Source organism: Pseudomonas sp. SJZ079 (assembly GCF_007993865.1).
Classification (GTDB): domain Bacteria; phylum Pseudomonadota; class Gammaproteobacteria; order Pseudomonadales; family Pseudomonadaceae; genus Aquipseudomonas.
On record NZ_VIUH01000002.1, the window covers coordinates 183,191 to 199,295 of the forward strand.

General features: G+C 68.0%; 18 protein-coding genes. All 18 read left to right on the forward strand.

All coding sequences use genetic code 11. From position 1 onward, the window contains the following. The first annotated feature begins 133 nt into the window (after positions 1 to 133). The 18 genes from FBY03_RS02950 (at position 134) to FBY03_RS03035 (ending at position 16,070) form a co-directional block, all read left to right on the forward strand. Positions 134 to 850, forward strand: coding sequence for a beta-ketoacyl synthase chain length factor (locus tag FBY03_RS02950; protein ID WP_178090540.1), 717 nt, complete (start codon positions 134 to 136; stop codon positions 848 to 850). Continuing rightward, positions 823 to 1,632 (forward strand): 1-acyl-sn-glycerol-3-phosphate acyltransferase, encoded by an 810-nt coding sequence (locus tag FBY03_RS02955; RefSeq protein ID WP_147170707.1) that lies wholly within the window; start codon positions 823 to 825, stop codon positions 1,630 to 1,632. Before FBY03_RS02950 ends, FBY03_RS02955 begins: the two co-directional genes overlap by 28 nt. Then, entirely contained in the window at positions 1,613 to 1,873 is a 261-nt protein-coding gene (locus tag FBY03_RS02960) for a phosphopantetheine-binding protein (protein ID WP_147170708.1), read from the forward strand. The genes FBY03_RS02955 and FBY03_RS02960 overlap by 20 nt, the downstream gene beginning before the upstream one ends. Positions 1,874 to 1,885: 12 nt before the next feature. After that, positions 1,886 to 2,143, forward strand: a complete 258-nt coding sequence (locus FBY03_RS02965) for an acyl carrier protein (RefSeq protein ID WP_147170709.1) — start codon at positions 1,886 to 1,888, stop codon at positions 2,141 to 2,143. Positions 2,144 to 2,153: 10 nt separating this feature from the next. Then, on the forward strand, positions 2,154 to 2,699 hold the full coding sequence (locus tag FBY03_RS02970) for a hypothetical protein (RefSeq protein WP_147170710.1): 546 nt from the start codon (positions 2,154 to 2,156) through the stop codon (positions 2,697 to 2,699). Further along, a complete protein-coding gene (locus FBY03_RS02975) occupies positions 2,696 to 4,378 on the forward strand; it encodes an acyl-CoA synthetase family protein (protein ID WP_147170711.1) in 1,683 nt (560 codons plus the stop codon). Before FBY03_RS02970 ends, FBY03_RS02975 begins: the two co-directional genes overlap by 4 nt. Before the next feature lie 109 nt (positions 4,379 to 4,487). Beyond that, positions 4,488 to 5,249 carry a glycosyltransferase family 2 protein gene (locus FBY03_RS02980; RefSeq protein WP_147170712.1) on the forward strand — a complete coding sequence of 254 codons (762 nt, stop codon included), beginning with the start codon at positions 4,488 to 4,490 and terminating at the stop codon, positions 5,247 to 5,249. Then, the gene (locus tag FBY03_RS02985; RefSeq protein WP_147170713.1) at positions 5,246 to 6,178 is read left to right on the forward strand and encodes a glycosyl transferase; all 933 of its coding nucleotides are present in this window, start codon (positions 5,246 to 5,248) and stop codon (positions 6,176 to 6,178) included. The genes FBY03_RS02980 and FBY03_RS02985 overlap by 4 nt, the downstream gene beginning before the upstream one ends. Continuing rightward, positions 6,159 to 7,700, forward strand: coding sequence for a histidine ammonia-lyase (gene hutH / locus FBY03_RS02990; protein ID WP_147170714.1), 1,542 nt, complete (start codon positions 6,159 to 6,161; stop codon positions 7,698 to 7,700). Before FBY03_RS02985 ends, hutH begins: the two co-directional genes overlap by 20 nt. Then, positions 7,693 to 8,118, forward strand: a complete 426-nt coding sequence (locus tag FBY03_RS02995) for a thioesterase family protein (RefSeq protein WP_147170715.1) — start codon at positions 7,693 to 7,695, stop codon at positions 8,116 to 8,118. Before hutH ends, FBY03_RS02995 begins: the two co-directional genes overlap by 8 nt. Then, complete coding sequence (locus tag FBY03_RS03000) at positions 8,115 to 8,708, forward strand: outer membrane lipoprotein carrier protein LolA (RefSeq protein ID WP_147170716.1); 594 nt, start codon at positions 8,115 to 8,117, stop codon at positions 8,706 to 8,708. Before FBY03_RS02995 ends, FBY03_RS03000 begins: the two co-directional genes overlap by 4 nt. Then, positions 8,698 to 11,130, forward strand: a complete 2,433-nt coding sequence (locus FBY03_RS03005) for an MMPL family transporter (protein ID WP_256677844.1) — start codon at positions 8,698 to 8,700, stop codon at positions 11,128 to 11,130. The genes FBY03_RS03000 and FBY03_RS03005 overlap by 11 nt, the downstream gene beginning before the upstream one ends. Then, positions 11,127 to 11,855 (forward strand): class I SAM-dependent methyltransferase, encoded by a 729-nt coding sequence (locus FBY03_RS03010; RefSeq protein ID WP_147170717.1) that lies wholly within the window; start codon positions 11,127 to 11,129, stop codon positions 11,853 to 11,855. The genes FBY03_RS03005 and FBY03_RS03010 overlap by 4 nt, the downstream gene beginning before the upstream one ends. Then, positions 11,852 to 12,352 (forward strand): DUF3261 domain-containing protein, encoded by a 501-nt coding sequence (locus tag FBY03_RS03015; protein WP_147170718.1) that lies wholly within the window; start codon positions 11,852 to 11,854, stop codon positions 12,350 to 12,352. The genes FBY03_RS03010 and FBY03_RS03015 overlap by 4 nt, the downstream gene beginning before the upstream one ends. Further along, entirely contained in the window at positions 12,352 to 13,554 is a 1,203-nt protein-coding gene (locus FBY03_RS03020; RefSeq protein WP_147170719.1) for a beta-ketoacyl-[acyl-carrier-protein] synthase family protein, read from the forward strand. Before FBY03_RS03015 ends, FBY03_RS03020 begins: the two co-directional genes overlap by 1 nt. Then, positions 13,551 to 14,015: a hotdog family protein gene (locus FBY03_RS03025; RefSeq protein ID WP_147170720.1), complete on the forward strand. Its 465-nt coding sequence runs from the start codon at positions 13,551 to 13,553 to the stop codon at positions 14,013 to 14,015. Before FBY03_RS03020 ends, FBY03_RS03025 begins: the two co-directional genes overlap by 4 nt. A gap of 91 nt (positions 14,016 to 14,106) precedes the next feature. Further along, positions 14,107 to 14,835 (forward strand): 3-oxoacyl-ACP reductase FabG, encoded by a 729-nt coding sequence (gene fabG, locus FBY03_RS03030; RefSeq protein WP_025164221.1) that lies wholly within the window; start codon positions 14,107 to 14,109, stop codon positions 14,833 to 14,835. Then, on the forward strand, positions 14,835 to 16,070 hold the full coding sequence (locus FBY03_RS03035; protein WP_147170721.1) for a beta-ketoacyl-ACP synthase: 1,236 nt from the start codon (positions 14,835 to 14,837) through the stop codon (positions 16,068 to 16,070). The genes fabG and FBY03_RS03035 overlap by 1 nt, the downstream gene beginning before the upstream one ends. The last annotated feature ends 35 nt before the right edge of the window (positions 16,071 to 16,105 follow it).

Genomic DNA, 16,105 nt, shown 5'->3' on the forward strand with positions numbered 1-16,105 from the left:
CCGCAAAGTTTGCGCAGAGCGCGTGCCATCTAGATAATGCCCGCTCTTCGCCGCGTCGCCCTCGACACGCTCTGGTCGAGCAGGACAACCACAATAGACAAGGATGCCCGAAGGGGCCGGGAAACTTCCTCGCGTGATGCATTTCACAATCGATCAATGGCGTGCCTGGGCCCCCGGCCTGGATAGCACAGACGACTGGCGCGCCTGGTGTCGAGCCCCCATGCGCCTGCCCGACGGCCAACAACAGCCGGATGTCGGCTTTCTCCCGGCCCTGCAACGCCGTCGCCTCAGCCGTCTGGCACGCATGCTGTTCCACGTCGCCTGGCCCATCGCCGAAACCCAGCCAGCGCTGCCCCTGGTGTTTGCCTCGCGGCACGGCGAAACGCCCAGGACCCTGAGCCTGCTCACCGATCTGGCGCACGACGAACCGCTGTCGCCCACCCAGTTCAGCCTCTCGGTGCATAACGCGATCATCGGCCAGTGGTCGATCCTGCGCGGCGACAACAGCGAAATGACCGCCCTCGCCGCCGAGGGCGACGGCCTCGAACAGGCCATGCTGGAAGCCAGCAGCTTGCTCGGCGAGGGCGCCCCGGCCGTGCTGCTGGTGATCGCCGAGGAAGCAGCGCCGGCGCTGTACGCCCCCTATATCGACGACGTGCCATTCCCCTACGCCGTCGCCCTGTTACTCAAGCCGGGTGACGACTGGCAACTGCAACTGCGCCCGGGCCAAGGCCCCAGAGCACAGTGGCCACACCCCCTCAACCTGCTCCGCGCCCTGTGCGGCGAACAGCCTGGCCTCGAACATCACTGGAAAAATCGCCAATGGACCTGGTCACCCAACAAGGCCTGAGCCGCCATAGCGCGCCCTACGCCTGGCGCCTGGTCGCCACCGCCCTCAGCTTTGCCCTGTTCGGCATCGGTGGCGTGCTGCTGCGTGTGCTGATTTTTCCGCTGCTCGCGCTGCTGCCCGGTAACCGCGAAACGCGCCGCACACGGGCCCGAGCCACGGTGAGCGGGGCGTTCCACGCCTTCGTCCAGTTCATGTTCCACAGCGGCGTGCTGACCTATGAAGTCGAGGGTGCCGAGCGTCTCGGCCGCCCCGGACAATTGGTCATCGCCAACCATCCCTCGCTGGTCGACGTGGTGGTGCTGATCGCCTTCATCCGCGACGCCAACTGCGTGGTCAAACAGAGCCTGTGGGACAACCCCTGCATGCGCGGGCCGATCCGCTCGGCCGAGTACATCAGCAACAGCGGCAGCCTGGACATGCTCGATGAGGCGGCCACGGCCCTGCGCGATGGCCAGACCCTGATCGTCTTCCCCGAAGGCACGCGCACCACGCCGGGGCAGAGCCCCGAATTCCATCGCGGCGCCGCGGCCATCGCGGTGCGCGGTGCGCGTATCGTCACCCCGGTGGTGATCAGCGTCAGCCCCACCACCCTGACCAAGGCCGAGCCCTGGTACAGCATCCCCCGCCGGCGCTTTCATGTCCGCCTGCGCGTGGGCGAGGACATCGACCCAGGCCAATTCCGGGCCCAGGGACTCGCACCGATTGCTTCACGCAAACTCAATGATTACCTGCATCACCACTTTATGAAGGAGCTCGCAAAAGATGAGCAATCTGCAACTTGAGATAAAGAACCTGATCATCGACGCCCTCGGCCTCGAAGACATGGCCGCCGAAGACATCGCCGCCGACCTCAGCCTGTTCGGCGAGGGCCTGGGCCTGGACTCGGTGGATGCCCTGGAGCTCGGCCTGGCCATCCAGAAGCGCTTCGGCATCAAGATCGATGCCGACGCCAAAGACACCCGCAAGCACTTCGCCAGCGTCGCCAGCCTGGCGGCCTTCGTTTCGTCGCAGCAGGTCGCCTGAGGAGGCTCGCAGATGCAAAGCCGTGATGAGATTTTTGCCACCCTGCGCGATGCCCTGGTCGAGCTGTTCGAACTGGACGCCGCGCAGATCAGCCTCGACGCCAACCTCTATGAAGACCTGGAGATCGACAGCATCGACGCCGTCGACCTGATCGACCACATCAAACGCCAGACCGGCAAGAAGATCGCCGCCGAGGAGTTCAAGGCCGTGCGCAGCGTCGGCGATGTGGTCGAGGCGGTGTATCGCCTGGTCAATGCGCCCGCAGCCTGATGACTCGTCCATGAGTCGACTGATCGGCCTGGTCCTGCTGCTCGCGGGGCTGAGTTACCCCTTTGCGGTGTATTTCGGCCAGCAGCAGCTGTCGCCGCGGGTCTTCGCCCTGCTGCTCGGCGCCCTGTGGCTGGCGCGCCTGCTGAGCCAGGCGCAGCGTCCCGGCAGCCGCTGGATGGCGGCGGCGGCGCTGGCCTTCTGCCTGCTGCTCGGGCTGGCAGACAATCCCAACCTGCTGCGCTGGTATCCGGTGCTGATGAGCCTGTTCTGCCTGGGCCTGTTCAGTCTCAGCCTGAAGTTCGGCCCGCCGCTGATCGAACGCCTGGCACGCCTGCGCGAGCCGGATCTGCCCGAGGCTGGGGTGCGCTATACGCGCCAGGTAACCAAACTCTGGATCGCCTTCTTCCTCGTTAATGCCAGCATCGCCAGCGCCTTGACCCTGTGGGCGCCGCTGAGCTGGTGGGCGCTGTACACCGGGCTGATTTCCTACGGCCTGATGGCCCTGCTGTTCGCCGGCGAATGGCTGGTGCGCCAACGCGTGCGGGGCCTGGCATGAGCTGGCTGGACCTCGAACAGCTGCTGCTCGCCGAGCAAGCGGCACGACCGGTCAGCCTGGCGCCCAGCCTGCAACACGGCGAACTGCGCGAGCAGGCCCTGCGCCTGGCCGCGGGCTTGCAGGCGCGCGGCGTCCGCCGCCTGGCCGTGCACCTGGAAGATGCCGCCGAACTGGCGACTGCCCTGCTCGGTGCCTGGCGCGCCGGGGCCAAGGTGCTGCTGCCGGCCGACCTGCAAGGGCAAACCCGCCAGCGCCTGAGCCCGCACGTCGACCTCTGGCTCAGCGAACAAGACGGTGACGCCAGTCTGGCCAGCCTGCTGGGCGAACCCCTGCCGGGCGCCGTGCTGGCGCTGGATGACTGTGCGCTGACCCTGTGCACTTCGGGCTCCAGTGGCGAGGCCAAGCTGATCGACAAAAACCTGCGCCAGCTGGGCAATGAAGTCCGCGCCCTCGAGCACTTGTGGGGCGCCGGGCTGGGCCAGGCCTGCATCGTCGGCAGCGTGGCCGCGCAACATATCTACGGCCTGCTGTTCCGGGTGCTCTGGCCGCTGTGCGCCGGACGGCCGTTCGTCCGCCGCGCCCAGCCGTTCCCGGAAGACCTGCAGCGCGTCAGCCTGGAACAACCCGACTTTGTCTGGATTGCCAGCCCGGCCCTGCTCAAACGCATGGGCGACAACCTCGACTGGCCGGCGCTGAGCCGCGTGCGCCGGGTATTTTCCTCTGGCGGCGCCCTGCCCCTGCAGGCCGCGCGGCAGTTGCGCGACAGCCTCGGCCAGTGGCCGACCGAGATCTTCGGCAGTTCGGAGACCGGTGGCATCGCCTGGCGCCAGGGCGGCGAGCTGTGGCGGCCATTCGCCGGTGTGCGCGCCAGCCTGAACAGTGCAGGCGCGCTGCGTATCGCGTCGCCGTACCTGCCCAGCGGGCATATCGAGCAGACCGCCGATGGCGCCAGACTCGAGGCCGACGGACGCTTCGAGCTGCTGGGGCGCCTCGACCGCATCGTCAAGCTGGAAGAACAACGCATTTCCCTGCCCATGCTCGAACAGGCGCTGGCCAGTCATCCCTGGGTCGAAGACGCGCGTCTCGGCGTGATCCAGACCAATCGCGCCTACCTGGGTGCGCTGGTCGCCTTGAGCGACGCCGGCCTGCACGCCCTGCGTAACCAGGGTCGCCGCACCCTGACCGGGCGACTGCGCCAGCACCTCGGCGAACACTGCGCCGCGCTGGCGCTGCCACGCCGCTGGCGTCTGGTCCGTCAGCTGCCGCTGAACGCTCAGGGCAAGCTGCCGCAAGCCGAGCTGGAGACTCACCTGTCTGCCCCGCGCACCCAGCAACCGCAGCTGCTCGGCCAGCGCGAAGCGGACGCTCAGTGGCACCTCGAGCTGGAGGTGCCGCTGGATCTGGCCCACTTCACCGGGCACTTCCCGCAAACCCCGGTGCTGCCCGGCGTAGTGCAGATCGACTGGGCGCAGCAGCTGGCGCGGCAACTGTTCCCTGAGCTGCCGCCACGCTTCTGCGGCATGGAAGTGCTGAAATTCCAGCAGCTGGTGCGCCCCGGCGATCGCCTGCAGCTGTCGCTGCGCTTCGACGCCTGCCGCGGCAAGCTGTATTTCGCCTACCGCAACGGCGAGGCGGCCTGTTCCTCGGGGCGCATCCTACTGGCGGCCGCCCATGCGTAAGGAGCCCCTTAACAGCGTTGGCGAGGCAGTCAGCGCCAGGCAAGAACGGGCGAAGAAGCGCAGTTTACCGGCGTTAAATGAGCATTCTGAGCCTGTTCTTAACGCAGCGATGGCAACGCAGGTAGCTTTTCAGGGGCTCCACAAGCCCTGCGCGGTGATCCCGGTGTACAACCACGAACAGGCCCTGGCCCAGGTGGTGCAGGCCCTGCGCGCCAGTGGCTGGCCCTGCGTGCTGGTCGACGATGGCTCCCATCCCGGCTGTGCGCGAGTGATCGAACAGGTGGTGGCGCAGACCGCCAGCCACCTGCTGCGCCTGCCGAGCAACCAGGGCAAGGGCGGCGCGGTGATGGCCGGTCTGCGTGAAGCCGCGCGCCTGGGCTACAGCCATGCGCTGCAGGTCGACGCCGACGGCCAGCACGACCTGGACAACCTCGGCGACTTTCTCGCTGCCTCGCAGGCCCATCCCCAGGCGCTGATCTGCGGCTACCCGCGCTACGACGCCAGCGTGCCCAAGAGCCGCCTCTACGCCCGCTACCTGACCCATGTCTGGGTGTGGATCAACAGCCTGTCGCTGCACATCCGCGACTCCATGTGCGGCTTTCGCATCTACCCGCTGACGCCGACCCTGGCCTTGCTCGACACGGTGACGATCGGCAAGCGCATGGACTTCGACACGGACATCCTGGTGCGCCTGAGCTGGCGCAATCAGCCGATGCGCTGGTTGCCGGTGCGCGTGCATTACCCGGCGGACGGCGTCTCGCATTTCCGCCTGCTGGAAGACAACCTGCTGATCTCCAGGATGCACGCCAGGCTGTTCTTCGGCATGCTCTGGCGCGCCCCGCAGCTGCTCTGGCGCAGGTGGCGCGGATGAACCCACAGCACTGGGCCCAGCACCAGGAACGCGGCAGCTTCCTGCTGATGCGCTTGACCGCCTGGGCCACGCGCCACCTCGGCCGGCGCCTGCTCAGCCCGCTGCTGCACCTGATCGTGCTGTACTTCTTCCTGTTCGGTCGCCGCGCCCGCCAGAGCATCTGGGACTATCAGCGGCGGCTGGCGCTCTGGAGCGGTCGCGAGGCCCTGCGCCCGAGCCTGCGCTCGGTGTTCGGCCAATTCATGGCCTTCGCCGACGCCCTGCTGGACAAGCTCGACGTGTGGAACGGTCGCCTGCGCCTGGAACAGATCGAGATCCGCGACCCGGCCAACCTGCGCGCACAGCTGCAGGGCCCGCGCGGACAGATGCTGGTCGGCGCGCACCTGGGCAACCTCGAGGTGTGCCGCGCCCTGGCCGAACTCGGCGAGCAAGTGCAGATGAATGTCCTGGTGCACACCAAACACGCCGCCCAGTTCAACCGCCTGCTCGGCCAGGCCGGCGCCAGCCACCTGCGGCTGATCCAGGTCAGCGAGCTGGACCCGGCGATCATGCTGCAACTGAGCCAGCGCCTGGAACGTGGCGAATGGCTGGCCATCGCCGGTGACCGCGTGCCGTTGCATGGCGCGCGCAAGACCCGGGTGGACTTCCTCGGCCAGCCCGCCGATCTGCCGCAAGGCCCCTGGCTGCTGGCCGGATTGCTGCAATGCCCGATCAACCTGCTGTTTTGCCTGAAACAGGCACAGCGCTATCAACTGACCCTGGAACCCTTCGCCGAACGCATCGAATGGCGCCGCAGCGAACGCGAGCAGGTGATCCGCGGCTGGGCCCAACGCTATGCCGATCGCCTCGGCCATCACTGCCTGCAAGCGCCGCAGCAATGGTTCAACTTCTTCCCTTTCTGGAATAGCCATGACGACACACCAGCCTGAAGCCGTCGTATTCGGCGAGCGCCCGCTGAGCATCGAGCAGGTAGTCAGCCTCGCTCAGGGCCACAGCGCCACGCAGCTGCAAAGCGATAACGCCTTCCGCCAACGCATCGCCAAGGGCGCGCAGTTCCTCGACTCGCTGCTGGATAAAGAGGGCGTGATCTACGGCGTCACCACCGGCTATGGCGACTCCTGCGTGGTCGCGGTGCCGCTGCATCAGGTCGAGGCGCTGCCGCGCCACCTGTATACCTTCCACGGCTGCGGCCTGGGCAAACTGCTCGACCCGGCGGCCACCCGCGCGGTGTTGGCGGCGCGTTTGCAGTCGCTGTGCCAGGGCGTGTCCGGGGTGCGCATCGAGCTGCTGCAGCGCCTGCAGGCCTTTCTCGACTACGACATCCTGCCGCAGATCCCGGAGGAGGGTTCGGTCGGCGCCAGCGGCGACCTGACCCCGCTGTCCTACGTCGCCGCCACCCTCAGCGGCGAGCGCGAGGTGCTCTACCGCGGCGTGGTGCGCAGCTCCGCCGAGGTGCATGCCGAGCTGGACTGGCAGCCGCTGACCCTGCGCCCGAAAGAAGCCCTGGCGCTGATGAACGGCACCGCGGTGATGACCGGGCTGGCCTGCCTGGCGTTCTCCAGGGCCGACTACCTGCTCAAGCTGGCCAGCCGCATCACCGCGCTCAACGTAGTGGCGCTGGCCGGCAACCCGGAACACTTCGACGAGCGCCTGTTCGCCGCCAAACCGCATCCGGGGCAGATGCAGGTGGCTGCCTGGCTGCGCCAGGACCTCGCCATCGATGCGCCGACGCCGCCGTTGCACCGCCTGCAGGACCGCTACTCGCTGCGCTGCGCACCGCACGTGCTGGGGGTCATGGCCGACAGCCTGGGGCTGCTGCGGCAATTCATCGAAATCGAACTGAACAGTGCCAACGACAACCCGTTGATCGACGCCGAGGCCGAGCGCGTGCTGCACGGTGGACACTTCTACGGCGGGCATATCGCCTTCGCCATGGACAGCCTGAAAAACCTGGTGGGCAACGTCGCCGACCTGCTCGACCGGCAGCTCGCCCTGCTGGTGGATGCGCGCTACAACCACGGTCTGCCGAGCAACCTGTCCGGCGCCCCGGCGGCGACCGCGATGATCAACCACGGTTTCAAGGCCGTGCAGATCGGCGCCAGCGCCTGGACCGCCGAAGCGCTGAAAAACGGCATGCCGGCCAGCCTGTTCTCGCGCTCCACCGAATGCCACAACCAGGACAAGGTGAGCATGGGCACCATCGCCGCCCGCGACGCCTTGCGCAGCCTGGAGCTGACCGAACAGGTCGCCGCCGCCACCCTGCTGGCCGCCAACCAGGGCGTCTGGCTGCGCCTGCGCGACGAACCGCGCCAGCTGCCGGCGCCGCTGGCCGAAATGCGCGCACAACTGGCCAGTGATTTTCCACCGGTGATCGAAGACCGCGCCCTGGAAGGCGAGCTGCGCCTGTGCCTTGAGCGTATCCGCGCGCAGCACTGGAGGCTGTATGCGTAAAGCTGGCGTGCTGCAGGCCGAGGTCGAAATCCTCGTGCCGTTCTTCGACGTCGACTCGATGGAGGTGGTCTGGCACGGGCATTACGTCAAGTACCTGGAAGTCGCGCGCTGCGCCCTGCTCGAGCGCCTCGAGCACAACTACACGCAGATGCGCGCAGCCGGCTACGCCTGGCCGATCATCGACCTGCAGCTGCGCTACATACGCGGCGCGCAATTCGGCCAACGCATCATCGTGCGCGCCGACCTGATCGAGTGGCAGAACCGCCTGAAGATCAACTACCTGATCTGCGACGCCGTCAGCGGCGAACGCCTGACCCGCGCCAGCACGGTGCAGGTGGCGGTGGACATCGCCAGCCGCGAGATGCAACTGGCCTCGCCCAAGGTGTTCGTCACGGCCGTGGAGCAGGCACTCGCATGATCCGCGCGCTACTGCTGGCCGGCCTGCTGCTGTGCGCGTCCTTGGCCCAGGCCTTCGACCTCGAGCAACTGAGTGCCCAACTGGCCAAACCAGCGCTAGTGCGCGGCCCCTTCATCCAGGAGAAACACCTGCGCGCCCTGCCCCAGCCACTGACCAGCAAGGGCCGGTTCGTCCTGTCTGCCGAGCACGGCCTGCTCTGGCAACTGCGCAGCCCACTGCACCAGGACTACCGCATCGACGCCAACGGCATCGCCCGGCGCACCGAGCAGGGCTGGCAACGGCAAGCCGGGCAGGACAGCGCCGGGCAACAGAGCCGGCTGTTTCTCGCCGTGCTCAAGGGCGATCACGCCGGCCTGGCCCGCGATTTCGAGCTGCACCTCGGCGGCAGCGCCGACGCCTGGCAACTCAGCCTGACCCCACGCTCCTTGCTGCTGAAACAGGTTTTCCGCGTCATCCAGATTCAGGGCGGCGCGCTGGTCGAGCGCATCGAGCTGCAGGAAACCCAGGGCGACAGCACCCTGTTGCGCCTGCCAGACAGCCAGCCGGGCGACAGCCTAAGCCCCCAGGAGCGCCACGACTTTGCCGATTGAGCGCTACCTGCCACGACTGTTCGGCGTGCTGTTGCTGGCCCTGCTGGCCCTGACCGCCTGGCAATGGCGCAACGGCCCACCGCTGGCGACCAGCCTGCTGAGCCTGCTGCCGCATGGCGCCGGTGACCAGCTGGTGCAGCGCGCCGAGCAGCGCATGCAGGAACCGCTGAACCGTGAGGTGCTGCTGTTGATCGGCCACCCGCAGCGCGAACAGGCCATCGAACTGGTGCGCCAGGTCGCCGAGGACTGGCGCAGCTCCGAACGCTTCGCCCAACTGCAGTGGCGCCTGGACAGCGACCTCAGCGCCCTGCGCCAGCAGTTGCGCAGCAGCCGCCTGGACCTGTTGCCGGCGGCCACTCGAGCGCAGCTGATCGAGCAGCCCGAGGCCTTTATCCAGCAGCGCGCCGCGCAACTGTTCGACGCCTTCGCCGGCTACAGCCTGCTGCCGCTCGAACAGGACTGGCTGGGTCTCGGCGCCCGCGCCCAGCAGACGCTCAACCCGCAGCACCGTATTCAGGCCGATCTCGGCAGCGGCGTCCTGCTGCTGCAGGACCGGGGCATGACCTGGGCGCTGTTGCGCGCACGCACCCGGGATGGCGCCTTCGACCTGCAGGCCCCGGCGGAGATCGCCGCCGCCGTACACCGCGCACGCGACACGGTCGGCGCCCAGGGCGGCCAACTGCTGGCCGCCAGCGGCATGCTCTACGCCGCCGCCGGCCAAGCCACGGCCGCACGCGAAATCAGCTGGATCGGTGGCGGCGCCCTGCTCGCGACGTTGCTGTTGCTGCTGCTGGCCTACCGCCGCGCACGGGTGCTGGTCAGCCTGCTGCCGGTCGGCGTGGCGCTGCTCGCCGGCAGCAGCGCCTGCGTGCTGCTGTTCGGCCAGGTCAACATCATGACCCTGGTCCTCGGCACCAGCCTGATCGGCGTGGCGCTGGACTTTGCCCAGCACTATCTGAGTAAAAGCTGGGGCCAGAGTAACTGGCACAGCTGGAGCGCCCTGCGTGCGACCCTGCCCGGCCTCAGCCTGAGCCTGGCGACCAACCTGATCGGCTACCTGGCGCTGGCCTTCACCCCCTTCCCGGCGCTGAGCCAAGTCGCGGTGTTTTCCGCCGCCGGCCTGATTGCCGCTTACCTCTGCGCGGTGTGCCTGCTACCGGCCTGGCTCAGCGGCCTGCGCCTGAGCCCCGCGCCGGCGCTGCTCGGCGGCAGTCAGCGCCTGCTGGCCTGGCGGGCAGCGTTGCTCGCCAAAATCGGCAACGGGCCACTGCTCGGGCTGCTGGCGTTGTTCTGCGTCGGCGGCCTGCTGCAACTGCACACCCAGAACGACCTGCGCCAATGGCTGGGTCAGCAGCCGCAGTTGCTCGCCGAGGCTAGGCAGATCGCCGAGCTGACCGGGCAACAGCCCACCAGCCAGTTCTTCCTGGTGCGCGCCGCCGACCCGCAGCAACTGCTGCAACGCCAGGCCACGCTGAGCGCACGCCTGGATCAGGTCGTGGCCAGCGACCAGCTGCGCAGCTACCGCTCGCTCAACCAGCTGCTCGCCCCGGCCAGCCAACAACCGGCGCTGCGCGAGGCCCTACAGGCCTTGCCGCAGCACTGGCAACCATTGCTGGCCGCCGGCATTCCCGAAGCCGCCTTGCGCGCGGAACTCGAACAGCTGCTGGAGACACCGCCCATCAGCCTCGAACAGGCCCTCGCCGGCCCGCTCGGCGAGGCCTGGCGCCCGCTCTGGCTGGGCCGCAGCGACAACGGCGTGGCCGGTCTGATCAGATTGCAAGGCCCGGCCGACATGGCCGCCTTACGCGCGGCGGCCGAAGGCCTCGACGGCGTGCAACTGGTCGATCGCCTGGGCGAGCTGAACGGCCTGTTCGCCGCCACCCAACTGAGCGCCGCCGAGCTCAAGCTGGCGTCCTGCGCCGCGATCCTGCTGCTGCTGAGCCTGCCGTTCGGCCTGCGTGGCGCCCTGCGGGTGGTCTGCCTGCCGCTGCTGGCGGCCCTGACCGCGCTGGCCTGCCTCGGTTGGCTCGGCCAGCCGCTGACCCTGTTCAGCCTGTTCGGCCTGCTGCTGATCACCGCCATCGGCGTCGACTACGCGATCCTCATGCGCGAGAACATCGGCGGCCCGGCGGTCAGCCTGCTCGGCACCCTGCTCGCGGCCCTGACCAGCTGGCTGTCCTTCGGCCTGCTGCTGGTCAGCCAGACCCCGGTGATTGCCAACTTCGGCCTGGCGGTCAGCCTTGGCCTGTTCTTCTGTTTCCTGCTGGCACCCTGGGCCAGTCCGGCCACGCGCCGCGGCACGACGCAGACCACTGACCAGACCGCCATTCCCTGGGATGAACTCAGCCGCCCAATGGCCAACCCCAGCACCGACGGGTGCCCGCCGCGGGCTGTGCCGCAGCTTGATAAGGACTGTCAATGAACCGCGCCGCCACCAGCTATGTCGAAGAAACCCCGTTCGGTTTCTGGTTCCTGCAGAGCCATGTCTGGCGGCACCACGTGCTGCGCGTGGCGATCGACGACCTCAAGCGCCTGATCGACGCGCCGCGGCCCAGCGCACCGGTGCTGCTGGATGCCGGCTGCGGCCAGGGCAAATCCTTCGGCCTGCTCAACGCGGCCTTCCAGCCGGCACAACTGATCGGCCTGGATGCCGACCCGCACAGCCTCGCCTGCTCGCGCGCCGAGGCCGAGCGCCTGGGCCTGGACGTGCAGCTGATCGCCAGCGATTGCGCGGCGATCCAGCTGGCCGATGCCAGCGTCGACCTGCTGTTCTGTCACCAGACCTTCCACCACCTGGTCGAACAGGACAAAGCCCTGGCCGAGTTCTGGCGAGTGCTCAAACCCGGCGGCCTGCTGCTGTTCGCCGAATCGACCAAGTTCTACATCGACACCTGGGTGATCCGCTGGCTGTTCCGCCACCCCATGCAGGTGCAGAAGAGCGCCGCGGAGTACCTGGCCATGCTGCGCGCTCAGGGTTTCGTGTTTAGCGAGCACAATGTCGCCTACCCCTATCTGTGGTGGAGCCGCGCCAAGGACTTCGGCCTCTTGGAGCGCTCGGGGCTGCGCCAGCCCAAGCCGTTCGGTCAGCGCGACGAGACCCTGGTCAACGTGGTGGCGCGCAAGCCGCTGGAGCCAGTCGTACGATGATCCGCGCGACCTTGCTGGGCCTGTGCCTGCTGCTCGGCGCCTGCGCCGCGCGCACCCCACTGCCACTCGTGCCAGCGCAGCTGGTTACGGCGCTGCCGCTGTCCCTGCATATCCGCCGTGAGCAGGCCGGCCAGCAGCAGGACTGGTTGCTGGTGCTGCAGCGCGAGGACGCGGTCCTGCGCTGGTCGCTGTTCGATCCGCTGGGCGTGCCACTCGCCCGGCAACAGTTGAGCGCAGGCAAATGGCGCAATGACGGCCTGCTGCCGCCGAATGGCGAAGCCCGCGAGCTGTTCGCCGCCCTGCTGTTCGCCCTGACGCCAGGCGACGCTCTGGCGCTTTACTACCCTGCGGGCAGCTGGCAGATCGCGGCCGATGGTCAGCGCCGACTTAACCCGGCGTGGCAGATCGGCTACCGTGCACCGCTGAATTTCACCCTGAACACCATGCGCGGCCTGAGTTATCGGGTCAGTGCACTTGCCGCCGAAGAAGGTTCCTGATGCCCAGCTACCTCAACGCCCTCGGCCTGATCTGCGCCCTCGGCCAAGGCAAACAGGCCGTCGCCGACGCGCTGTTCGCCGGCGATGCCAGCGGCATGCGCCTGCAGGACGGCTGGGTGGCCGACCGCAGCCTGACCCTGGGCGCGGTGCGCGCCGAGTTGCCGCCAATGCCGGCCGGCCTGCAGGCCTCGCACAGCCGCAACAACCAGTTGCTGCTGGCCGCCGCCCTGGAGATCGAGCCGCAGATTCGCGCCGCCATCGAAACCTACGGACCCGAGCGGGTCGCCGTGGTCCTCGGCACCAGCACCTCGGGCATCCATGAAGCCAGTCAGAGCATCGCCGTCTTTGTCCACGACGGCGCCCTGCCCGCGGACTACCGCTACGCCCAGCAGGAGATGGCCGCCCCGGCGACCTTCCTCGCCGACTGGCTGGGCCTGAGCGGCCCGGCCTATTGCCTGTCCACCGCCTGCACTTCGAGCGCCCGCGCCTTGCTCAGCGCCCATCGGCTGCTGCAGCAGGGTCATTGCGACGCGGTGCTGTGCGGCGGCGTGGACAGCCTGTGCCGCCTGACCCTGAACGGCTTCTGCGCCCTGGAAGCGGTCAGCGCCGAGCGCTGTAACCCCTTCTCGGTCAACCGCCAAGGCATCAATATCGGCGAGGGCGCGGCGCTATTTCTCATGACTAAAGAGCTGATGACCCGGGAGCCGGCCTCCATCGCCCTGCTCGGCGGCGGCGCCAGCTCGGATGCCTACCACATCTCCGCCCCGCAGCCGCAGGGCCTCGGCGCGCAACAGGCGATGCGCAAGGCCCTGGCCGCCGCGGGCATGGCGGCCGAGCAGATCGACTACCTCAACCTGCACGGCACCGCCACCGCGCACAACGATGCGATGGAGAGCCTGGCGGTGCAGGCACTGTTCCCCCAGGGCGTGCCCTGCTCCTCGACCAAACCGCTGACCGGCCACGCCCTGGGCGCCGCCGGGGCGCTGGAGGCGGCGTTCTGCTGGCTGAGCCTGAGCCCCTACAACCGCGACAACCTGCTGCCGCCGCACCTGTGGGACGGCCAGGCCGAAGGTCAGCTGCCGCGCCTGCACCTGGTCGCCCAGGGCACACGCCTGGCGCACAAGCCCCAGCGGCGCCTGATGAGCAACTCCTTCGCCTTCGGCGGCAACAACCTGTCACTGATCCTCGGAGACGCGCCATGAGCCTGTGGCCCATTGCCGAGCTGCTGCCGCATGCCGGCGACATGATCCTCCTCGATGAGGTGCTGCGTTACGGTGACGAGGATGTGGAAACCCGTCTGACCGTGCGCCCCGGCGGCCTGTTCAACCAGGCCGATGGCAGCCTGCCGGCCTGGGTCGGCATCGAGCTGATGGCGCAGAGCATCGCCGCCTATGCCGGCTGCCACGCGCGCCAGGCCGGAGAGCCGGTGGCGCTGGGCTTCCTGCTCGGCACGCGCAACTTCCAGTGCAACGTCGAGCGTTTTCCGGCCGGCGTCGAGCTGCGCATCAGCGCGCTGCGCTCGCTGCAGGACGACAACGGCATGGGCGTCTTCGAGTGCCACCTGCACGGCCCGAACATCCACGCCGAAGCGCGCCTCAACGTGTTCCGCCCGCCGCAGGTGGAGCGCTATCTTCAGGAACAACCCGAGGAGCGCGGACAATGAGTGAGGTTATTTGGCTGACCGGCCGCAGCCGCTGCCCCATAATCCGCGCCAGCGCCGAACAGCCGCGCGCCACCGTATTGAGAACTTTTCCATGACTGACACCATCCTGGTGACCGGCTCCAGCCGGGGCATCGGCCGTGCCATTGCCTTGCGCCTGGCCCAGGCCGGCTTCGATATCGTCCTGCATTGCCGCTCGCGCCGCGACGAAGCGCAGGCCGTACAGGCGCAGATCGAGGCCCTCGGCCGCCAGGCGCGCATCCTGCAGTTCGATGTAGCCGAACGCAGCGCCTGTCGCGAACAGCTGGAAGCCGACGTCGAGGCCCATGGCGCCTACTACGGCGTGGTGTGCAACGCCGGTCTGACCCGCGACGGCGCCTTTCCGGCGCTCAGCGAAGACGATTGGGACCTGGTCATGCGCACCAACCTCGACGGTTTCTACAACGTCCTGCAGCCGCTGAGCATGCCGATGATCCGCCGGCGCAAGCCAGGGCGCATCGTCTGCATCACCTCGGTGTCCGGGATGATCGGCAACCGTGGCCAGGTCAACTACAGCGCCTCCAAGGCCGGCGTGATAGGCGCGGCCAAGGCCCTGGCCATCGAGCTGGGCAAGCGCAGGATCACGGTCAACTGCGTGGCCCCCGGCTTGATCGACACCGAGATGCTCGACGAGCAGGTGCCGGTCGGGGAAATCCTCAAGATGATCCCGGCGCAGCGCATGGGCACCCCCGAGGAAGTGGCCGGCGCGGTGAATTTTCTGATGTCCGAGGAGGCGGCCTATATCACCCGCCAGGTCCTCGCGGTGAATGGCGGGTTATGTTGATGAACGGCGTCAAACGAGTAGTAGTCACCGGCATGGCCGGCATCACCTCGCTGGGCAACGACTGGCCGAGCATCGAGGCGGCCTTGCGCAGCAATCGCAGCGGTATCCGCTACATGCACGAATGGGATCGCTTCGCCGAGCTGAATACCCGCCTGGGCGGGCCGATCGACGCCTTCACGGTGCCCAAGCACTGGACCCGCAAGCAGCTGCGCAGCATGGGCCGGGTGTCCAAGCTGGCGGTCTATGCCGCCGAACGTGCGCTGGCAGATGCCGGCCTGCTCGGCGACGCGTCGATCCGCGATGGCCGCATGGGCGTGGCCTGCGGCTCGTCCACCGGCAGCACCGACGAGATCAAGGCATTCGGCAACATGCTGCTCAATTCGGTGGCCGATGGCCTCAACGCCAACTCCTATGTGCGCATGATGCCGCACACCACGGCGGCGAATATCAGCATCTTCTTCGGCCTCACCGGCCGCCTGATCCCCACCTCCAGCGCCTGCACCAGCGGCAGCCAGGGCATCGGCTACGCCTACGAGGCGATCAAGTTCGGCCGCCTGCCGCTGATGCTCGCCGGTGGCGCCGAGGAGCTGTGCCCGACCGAGGCCATGGTGTTCGACGCCCTGTACGCCACCAGCCTGAAGAACGACACCCCACAGTCTTCACCACGGCCCTACGACAGCGGCCGCGATGGCCTGGTGATCGGCGAAGGCGCCGGCATTCTGGTGCTCGAAGAGCTCGAGCACGCCCTGGCGCGCGGGGCGACCATCCACGCCGAGATCGTCGGTTTCGGCAGCAACGCCGACGGCCAGCACACCACCAAGCCGGAACACACGACCATGCGCCGCGCCATGCAACTGGCCCTGGAGGACGCCGAGCTGGCGCCCGCCGCCATCGGCTATGTCAACGGTCACGGCACCGCCACCGAGCAAGGCGATGTCGCCGAGACCCTGGCCACCAGCAACCTGTTCGGGCCGCGCATGCCGATCAGCTCGCAGAAGAGCTTCTTCGGCCACACCCTCGGCGCCTGCGGTGCGCTGGAGTCCTGGTTCAGCATCGAGATGATGAACCGCGACCAGTACGTGCATACCCTCAACCTGGATCAGGTCGATCCGGCCTGCGCCGAACTGGACTACCTGCGCGGCGAGTTCCGTGCGATGCGCAACCAGTACGTGATGAACAACAACTTCGCCTTCGGTGGGGTCAACACCTCGCTGATCTTCCGCCGCTGGCAGTGAAACCATCGTCTAACCATCCGAGAAAGGAAACTCCC